9 protein-coding genes and 1 pseudogene are annotated in these 6543 nt (G+C 72.0%); 3 read left to right on the top strand and 7 right to left on the bottom strand.

Features of this window, described 5'->3' with window-relative positions; genetic code table 11:
* The 5 genes and pseudogenes from ACWEF6_RS37375 to ACWEF6_RS37355 form a co-directional block, all read right to left on the bottom strand.
* Positions 1 to 76 (bottom strand): annotated as a pseudogene (locus ACWEF6_RS37375) (ATP-binding cassette domain-containing protein); the annotation flags it as partial.
* Between the two features lie 72 nt (positions 77 to 148).
* Entirely contained in the window at positions 149 to 775 is a 627-nt protein-coding gene (locus tag ACWEF6_RS37370; RefSeq protein ID WP_043785945.1) for a response regulator transcription factor, read from the bottom strand.
* Positions 776 to 880: 105 nt separating this feature from the next.
* Positions 881 to 1531, bottom strand: coding sequence for a response regulator (locus ACWEF6_RS37365; RefSeq protein ID WP_449687279.1), 651 nt, complete (start codon positions 1529 to 1531; stop codon positions 881 to 883).
* 3 nt (positions 1532 to 1534) lie between these two features.
* Positions 1535 to 2212: a sensor histidine kinase gene (locus ACWEF6_RS37360; protein WP_449687278.1), complete on the bottom strand. Its 678-nt coding sequence runs from the start codon at positions 2210 to 2212 to the stop codon at positions 1535 to 1537.
* A 428-nt stretch (positions 2213 to 2640) separates the two neighbouring features.
* Positions 2641 to 3429 (bottom strand): alpha/beta fold hydrolase, encoded by a 789-nt coding sequence (locus tag ACWEF6_RS37355; protein ID WP_449687277.1) that lies wholly within the window; start codon positions 3427 to 3429, stop codon positions 2641 to 2643.
* Between the two features lie 88 nt (positions 3430 to 3517).
* Here ACWEF6_RS37355 and ACWEF6_RS37350 point away from each other — a divergent pair, with 88 nt between their 5' ends.
* Together ACWEF6_RS37350 and ACWEF6_RS37345 are read left to right on the top strand one after the other, a co-directional pair.
* A complete protein-coding gene (locus tag ACWEF6_RS37350; protein WP_449687276.1) occupies positions 3518 to 3940 on the top strand; it encodes a MarR family winged helix-turn-helix transcriptional regulator in 423 nt (140 codons plus the stop codon).
* 112 nt (positions 3941 to 4052) lie between these two features.
* A complete protein-coding gene (locus ACWEF6_RS37345; RefSeq protein WP_449687275.1) occupies positions 4053 to 4565 on the top strand; it encodes a VOC family protein in 513 nt (170 codons plus the stop codon).
* A 145-nt stretch (positions 4566 to 4710) separates the two neighbouring features.
* Here the strand turns inward: ACWEF6_RS37345 and ACWEF6_RS37340 are convergent, their stop codons facing one another.
* On the bottom strand, positions 4711 to 5580 hold the full coding sequence (locus ACWEF6_RS37340; RefSeq protein WP_449687274.1) for an NAD(P)H-binding protein: 870 nt from the start codon (positions 5578 to 5580) through the stop codon (positions 4711 to 4713).
* A gap of 79 nt (positions 5581 to 5659) precedes the next feature.
* Here ACWEF6_RS37340 and ACWEF6_RS37335 point away from each other — a divergent pair, with 79 nt between their 5' ends.
* The gene (locus tag ACWEF6_RS37335; RefSeq protein ID WP_449687273.1) at positions 5660 to 6214 is read left to right on the top strand and encodes a TetR/AcrR family transcriptional regulator; all 555 of its coding nucleotides are present in this window, start codon (positions 5660 to 5662) and stop codon (positions 6212 to 6214) included.
* 47 nt (positions 6215 to 6261) lie between these two features.
* Here the strand turns inward: ACWEF6_RS37335 and ACWEF6_RS37330 are convergent, their stop codons facing one another.
* Entirely contained in the window at positions 6262 to 6540 is a 279-nt protein-coding gene (locus tag ACWEF6_RS37330) for an HPr family phosphocarrier protein (protein WP_310972865.1), read from the bottom strand.
* Positions 6541 to 6543 lie beyond the last annotated feature (3 nt).

Below are 6543 nucleotides of genomic sequence, written 5' to 3'. Positions count from 1 at the left end.
GCAGGAACGTGCTCTTCCCGGCACCGGACGGGCCGAGCAGGCAGACGACCTGTCCCTTGTGGACGTCCAGGTCGATGCATACCACTCACGACCGGCCGCGGCGGACCACCTGGCCGGGCCGCGGTCGGTGCGGTTCGGCCGGGTGGCGCTAGATGAGCCCTTCGCGCATCGCGAACGCCACCGCGTGGGCGCGGTTGCGGAGCTGGAAGCGGTTGGTGATGTCGTGCAGGATCGACTTCACCGTCCGCTCCGAGTAGCTCAGCTGGTCGGCGATCTCCTTGGTCTCGAAGCCGTCGGCGACCAGCCGCAGCACCCGGGTCTCCCGCTGGGACATCCCGGCGAGGTCCCACCCGTTGGGGCGCAGCACGTCCCGCTGCAGCCGGGACACCCGCGACAGCAGGCGGCCCAGCAGGTCGGGCGGCAGCGCGCCTTCGCCGACGGCCGCGGCCTTCACCAGCCGCACCAACGTGTCCGGGGTGGCGTCGGCGCGGCGGATGATCGCCGAGACACCGTTGCCCACGACGTCCAGCAGTTCCGAATCCTCCACCTCGCCGGCGACCAGGACGACACCCGCGTGGCCGGCGCACTGGAGGCTGCGCAGCAGCTGCCGGGCCTCTTCGTTGAGCCGCTCCACGATGACCAGCACCACCGCGGGCTCGCCGGAATCTTCGTCGGCGAACCGGATTTCGGGACGTGACCGCAGCGCGGCCGTGACGCCCGCGTGGGTGATGGTGTCGGTGGCGTGCAGCAGCACCGGAACCTGGTCGGTGATCATGGGTGTGGCCCTCCCTCGAACGACGTCGGATCGCTCCACCCCCAAGGATCGGGGTGCGGACGCTCGCCGAACAGGGACATGGAGTCCCGATTCGTCCCGCTTTCGCTACTCCGATCGGGCAATGCCGGCCTCTTTGGCCTTGGCGATGGCCTGGGTGCGGTCGGTGACCCGGAGCTTGCGGAAGATGTGGGACACGTGGTTGCGCACGGTCTTCTGGCTCAGCACCAATTCTTCGGCGATCGAGGCGTTGCCCATGCCCTGGGCGACGAGCCGCAGGATCTCCTTCTCCCGCAACGTCAGCCGCGGGAACGACTCGTCACGCGGGGTCGCCGTCCCGAGCAGCGACAGGACCCGGGTGGCGATCGCCGGGCTGAAGATGGCTTCGCCATCGCCGATCACCCGGACCGCGCGGATGATCTGCTCGTTGCGCGCGCCCTTGAGCAGGTAGCCGCGGGCGCCCGCGCGCATGGCGGCGAACACCGCGGCCTCGTTCTCGAACATGGTCAGCATGAGGACGCCGGTGTGCGGGCTCGCGCTCACGATCCGCCGCGTGGCCTCGACGCCGTCGAGGTCGGGCAGGTTGAGGTCCATCAGGATGACGTCGGGCTCCAGCCGGCCCGCGTCGGCGACCGCGGTCAGGCCGTCGGCCGCCTCGCCGGCGACCTCCAGCCCGTCGGTGGCGTCGATCATCGCGCACAGCGCCGCCCGGAAGACCGGGTGGTCGTCCACCACGAGGACGCGCAGGGAACCGAACACGGCTCACTTCCCCGCGGCGAGCGGCAGCCAGGCGGCGATCCGCGTGCCCCCGGAGGAAACCGGCTCGACCCGGCAGCCGCCGCCGAGGTCGCCGGCGCGTTCCCGCATCGACCGCAGCCCCGTCCCGCCCACCGCGGGCAGGGCTTCGCCGTCGGTGCCGACACCGTCGTCGACGATCTCCACGTGCAGGTCGCCGTCCCGCGGCCAGAGGTGCACGGTGCACTCGCGGGCTCCGGAGTGGCGGGCGACGTTCACCAGCGCCTCGCGGATGATCCGGTAGGCGGTGACCTCGACTTCGGCCGACAGCGGCGGCAGCTCGCCGCGCACCTCGACGGCCACCCGCAGCGGCCCGTGCTCGGCGGGCACCCGCCCGGTGAGCGTGGCGGCGTACCGGCGCACGGCCAGCACCAGCCCGGCCTCGTCGAGCGCGGGCGGCCGCGCGTCGGCCACGATCCGCCGCAGGTCGGTGATCGCGCCGTAGAGTTCGTCTTCGAGCCGGGCCAGCAGGTGCTCGGTGCCGGCCCGGTCCCGCGCGATCAGGTCCCGGGCGGCGCGCAGGCCGAGCACGGCGGCGGTGAGCGTCGGCCCGAGCCCGTCGTGCAGATCGTGGAGCACCCGTTTCAGCCGGTCTTCGTACCCCGCGGGACGACCGAAGTCGGCGACGACGAATGTCCGGCGCATTTTCTCCCCGTCCGCCAGAAATGGTCCGGAACCCCCTGGTGAACCGGGGGAACCAGGTCTCGTGCGGGTAGCCCAGCCGGCTGCTCCGTTGCGCGTAGCGGGATGGTCACCCGCTGTACTAATCGCCGCATGCGGCCCCGGTGTTTCAGCGGGGACCCCCGCCTCAGGTAACGGTATGGTTCCGATGCGGAAACCCTCGTAACGGCGCTGGTCGAGGTGATGATCCGTTCGGCTCAGCGGGTCCGGCCCGGGAAGAACGATTCATGAACTGCGCGGTGAACCGGTGGAAATTCGACAGAGTCGGGACGCTGCACTTTCGGGAAGTCGCACGGCGGATGGCGCAAAAGGCGGATGACAATTGGCGGAATGGCAACAGAGCCATTCGCTGTCGTCGTGGTTGAGCCCGTCGCGGGGAGTGTCGGCGTGGCTCAGGAGATCAGGTCGAGCAGGGCGCCGAGCAGGTCCCCGGGCGTTTCGACCTGCGGCAGGTGGCCGGTCCGGGGGAGCGGGGTGAACGTCGAGCGCGGAATCGCGGCGGCGTAGGCCTTCCCGTACTCCGGGCCGGCGATGCCGTCGCTCTCGCCCCAGAGCACGTGCACGGGGATCTCGATCCCGCCGAGCCGCCCGGCCAGGCCCGGGTCGGCCATTGTGGGGCCGGTGTAGCCGATCAGGGCGCGCACGTCCGGGCTCGGCCCGGTGCCCCCGCCGGCCGGCGGTACCGGAGCCCGGCCGGGGTCGTGAAAGGACAGTGCCCGGATCTCGGGGAGGGACATGCCGCTGATGTCGGTCACCGGGTGCCCCTCGACCTCGATGCCGATCCCGTCGACGATCACCGCGCCGCTGACGCGCGGGTTCTTCAGCAGGGCGATCTCGGCGGCCAGCCAGCCGCCGAAGGAGTTGCCGACCACCGTGACGTCCACGAGGTCGAGCCGGTCCAGCAGGTCGACGTACAACCGGGCCAGCGCGGTCACGTCGGTGAGCGTGTCGGCCTTCGGGGTGCCGGCGAAGCCCGGGTGGGTGGGCAGCAGGACCCGGGAGCGGGTGCGTTCGGCGAGCAGGTCGGCGAACCCAGCCATGGTCGCGACGCCGCCACCCCCGTGCAGGAGCAGGAAAGTGCGGGTGCGGTCGCGGTCGGCGACGGTCACCTCGGCGGCGCCGAGGGAGTGGGTTTCGGTGCGGGTGGGCCGGGGCGAGCCGGCGGCGGGGAGAGTCGTCATGGTTCCTTCTCGGTCTCAGGCTATCTAAGGAACCTTATATAAGCTTCTTTAGATAAGCAACCTGATTTCGATGGGTTAGGGTGACCGCATGAAGTACCGCCCCGGCGACGTCTCCTTGGCCGTGAAGCGCCTGCAGTACCGCCACCACCGGGCGCTCACCCGGGCGCTGGCGCCGCTGGGCCTTTCCCTGGTGCAGTGGGACACCCTGCGCCACCTGCACCGCAAGCCGGACGCCTCCCTGCACGAGCTGGCCGTGCTCACCTTCCAGACCGACCAGTCCTTCGGTTCGCTCGCGACCCGGATGGCCGAGCGCGGGCTGATCGAACGCGTCCCCGGTCCGGGGCGGGCCGTGCGGCACCGGCTGACCGAGGAAGGCGCGCGCCTGCGGGCCGAGGGCCAGGACCTCGTCGACGGCGTCGTCGAGTCGTCGTTCCGCGACCTGTCGGAGGCCCAGGTCGACCAGCTGGGCGAACTGCTGGACCGCGCGCTGGGTCCCGATCCGACCGCATAGGACGAAAGCCGCGGCCCGGCGGACCGGCGGCTGAAGAAGCGTCGCCTTGCGGACAGGTCCTGGCCTATATCGCGGTTAGCGTGACGTCATCGACTCGCGAAAGGGACTCATGATGACTGCCACCCCCGACGGCTACACCTCGGTCGCCCCCTGGATCGTCACCAAGGACACCGGTGCGCTGCTGGACTTCGTCGCCGCGGCCTTCGACGGCGTCGAACTGGGCCGGGTGCCGCTGGCGGACGGCAGCATCGGGCACGCCGAGATCCGGATCGGCGACACCGTCGTGCTCGCCTTCGACCAGCACGACGACTGGCCGGACCTGCCGTCGCTGCTGCGCGTCTTCGTGCCCGACGCCGACGTCGCTTTCGCGGCCGCGCTGAAGGCGGGCGGCCGGGAGGTGACCGCATTGTCGGACAACGCCTTCGGCCAGCGCGGCGGCCGGGTCCGCGACCCGTTCGGCAACATCTGGTGGATCACCGCGGCCGTCGAAACCGTGGCCCCGGAGGAAGGCCTGCGCCGGCTGGAGGAATCCCGGTACCAGGAGCAGATGCGGTTCGCCCAGGAAACCCTCGACGCCGAACTCAGCGGCCGGGCGCGGGGACGGGCCAGCGCGGTGCTCCGGTAACGGCCCGCCTCAGCGTGGACTGGGCGGCGCGGTCACCTCGCCCCAGGCGAGGGCGAGCGTCGACCGGGGTCTCGCCGCGGACGATCGCGGCCTGGATCGCCGCGCTGCAGAGGTGCCGTTGCTTCCCGGTTCTCGGCCGACCCGCTCAGAGGGCGGGCACCAGCACCTCCCGGCACCAGGTCCGGAAGCTCGTCGGTGCGATCGCCGCCTCGGTCCAGTCGGCGTCGTAGATGCCTTCGTCCTGGGCCGCGAACATCTCGACCGCGTCCGCGACCACGCGCTCGCTCGCGCCCTGGGTGCGGCGCATGGCAGCGAAGTCGGCCAGGGAGATGCGCTGGTAGGCCACCGGCCGGCCGAGCTCCTCGCTCAGCACCCCGGCCATGCCGTCGGGGGTGAGCCGGTCCGGGCCGAACAGGGGGACGTCGGCCTGCCCGGTCCAGGAGCGGTCCGTCAGCAGGCCGGCGGCGGTGGCGGCGATGTCGCGGGTCGCGATCGTGGCGAGCGGCTGATCGCCGGCGCAGGTCAGGGCGAACGTGCCCCGCTCGCGGATCGCGGCGAGCTGCCCGAGCAGGTTCTCCAGGTAGAAGGGCGGGGACACGGCTCGGTAGGCCGCCCCCGAACTGCGGAGCTCGGCGTCCATGGCGAACGCCGCCGACAGCACGCCGGCCGGCTTGGGCCAGCCGTGTCCGGCGCTGCTCACCGCCACGACGTGCCCGACGTCGTGGCGGCGGACGGCCGCGGCGCCGGCCCGGGCGAAGGCGAGGTAGTGGTCTTCCGCGCTCGCCGCGGCCGGATCCGGCGGTACCAGCCAGAACAGCGCGTCGGCGCCGGACAAAGCCGCGTCGAGAACGGCCGGGTCGTCGTGGGCTCCTTCGACCACGTCGACCTGCTCGCGGACGTCGTCGTCCAGGCGGGCGGCATCGCGGACGACGACCTCGACCTTGCTGCCCCCGGCGAGCAGGTGCCGGACGAGCCGGCGGCCGACCTTGCCGGTCGGGGTGGTCACGACGATCATGGCGGCTCCTAAGCTGAAGGTGAATTCCGGTTCCGAATATAGTCCGGAAGTCGCCGTCGTCAAGTACGCTGAGGCCACCATGACCGCTTCCCGACGTGTGCTGCGCGCCGACGCCCGGCGCAACCGCGACGCCATCCTCGACGCCGCCGGCGAGCTGTTCGCCCAGCGCGGTGACGCCGTCCAGATGGAGGAGATCGCCGAGCGCGCCGGGCTGGGCGTCGGCACCCTCTACCGGCACTTCGCCGACAAGCGAGCCCTGCGTGCGGCGATCATCGGCCGCCGGTTCGAGGAGATGACCTTCCTCGCCGAGGCCGCCGAGGCCGCGGCGGACCCCTGGGCGGCGTTCGAGGCGCTGCTCTACGGCTACCTGGAAGCGGCCGAGCCCGACGCCGCGTTCCGGTTCGCCATCCTCGGCCCGGACGAACCGAGCTGGGCCGACATCGAGGAACAGAAGGTGGTGTTCTCGGCGATCGTCGAGCGCATCGTGCGACGCGCGGTCGAAGCCGGCCGGCTGCGCGCCGACTTCGGCCCCGGGGACTTCGTCCTCATCACCCGCGCGGCCATGGCCAACATGGCGGGCGAGGGCCGGTGGCGCCGGCTGCTCGACCTTCAGCTGGAGGGGATCCGGGCCTGAACACGCGGCGAGGGCGCGGCACCCGCGTGCCGCGCCCTCGTGGTGTGTTACGCGTCCAGGTCCCGGGCGATCAGCTCGGCCAGCGCGTCCACCGACGTCCGGGCCTGATCGCCCTCGGCGCTCAGCTCCACCTCGTCCCCGAAGCCCGCGCCCAGCGTCATGAGGCCCAGGACGCTCGCGGCATCGACGGCGTCACCCACGACTCCGTCACTGACCTTCGCGATCCGGACCTTCACGGGCTGGTCGGCCGCGGTCCGGGCGACCAGGCCCGCGGGCCGGGCGTGGAGCCCGACGCTGCTGGCGACGAGCGTACGGCGTTGGTACACAGT

The sequence above is a fragment of the Amycolatopsis sp. NPDC004772 genome (genome assembly GCF_053601215.1).
This window is presented reverse-complemented; position numbering and strand designations above follow the sequence as displayed.

Bases quoted from the DNA above. Each gene is read 5' to 3' on its own strand.
- ACWEF6_RS37370 (WP_043785945.1), bottom strand. From the start codon at position 775: ATGATCACCGACCAGGTTCCGGTGCTGCTGCACGCCACCGACACCATC.
- ACWEF6_RS37360 (WP_449687278.1), bottom strand. From the start codon at position 2,212: ATGCGCCGGACATTCGTCGTCGCCGACTTCGGTCGTCCCGCGGGGTAC.
- ACWEF6_RS37355 (WP_449687277.1), bottom strand. From the start codon at position 3,429: ATGACGACTCTCCCCGCCGCCGGCTCGCCCCGGCCCACCCGCACCGAA.
- ACWEF6_RS37350 (WP_449687276.1), top strand. From the start codon at position 3,518: ATGAAGTACCGCCCCGGCGACGTCTCCTTGGCCGTGAAGCGCCTGCAG.
- ACWEF6_RS37345 (WP_449687275.1), top strand. From the start codon at position 4,053: ATGACTGCCACCCCCGACGGCTACACCTCGGTCGCCCCCTGGATCGTC.
- ACWEF6_RS37340 (WP_449687274.1), bottom strand. From the start codon at position 5,580: ATGATCGTCGTGACCACCCCGACCGGCAAGGTCGGCCGCCGGCTCGTC.
- ACWEF6_RS37335 (WP_449687273.1), top strand. From the start codon at position 5,660: ATGACCGCTTCCCGACGTGTGCTGCGCGCCGACGCCCGGCGCAACCGC.